The 263-nt window shown below is 51.0% G+C and carries 1 tRNA gene and 1 rRNA gene; both read right to left on the minus strand.

Features of this window, described 5'->3' with window-relative positions:
* Positions 1-52: 52 nt before the first annotated feature.
* A tRNA-Asn gene (locus tag IDG45_RS13795) sits at positions 53-127 on the minus strand.
* A gap of 10 nt (positions 128-137) precedes the next feature.
* Positions 138-252: ribosomal RNA gene (rrf, locus tag IDG45_RS13800) — 5S ribosomal RNA — on the minus strand.
* Positions 253-263: the final 11 nt, after the last annotated feature.

The raw sequence follows: 263 nt of genomic DNA on the forward strand, positions 1-263 counted from the left end.
CCGTGTTACCGCCGTGAAAGGGCGGTGTCTTAACCGCTTGACCAAGGAGCCATGGCTCCACAGGTAGGACTCGAACCTACGACCGATCGGTTAACAGCCGATAGCTCTACCACTGAGCTACTGTGGATTAATATTATGCCTGGCAACGTTCTACTCTAGCGGAACGTAAGTTCGACTACCATCGACGCTAAGGAGCTTAACTTCTGTGTTCGGCATGGGAACAGGTGTGACCTCCTTGCTATAGTCACCAGACATATGAATGT

Origin of the sequence: Staphylococcus sp. EG-SA-10 (assembly GCF_017151945.1) — a bacterium.
Classification (GTDB): domain Bacteria; phylum Bacillota; class Bacilli; order Staphylococcales; family Staphylococcaceae; genus Staphylococcus; species Staphylococcus aureus.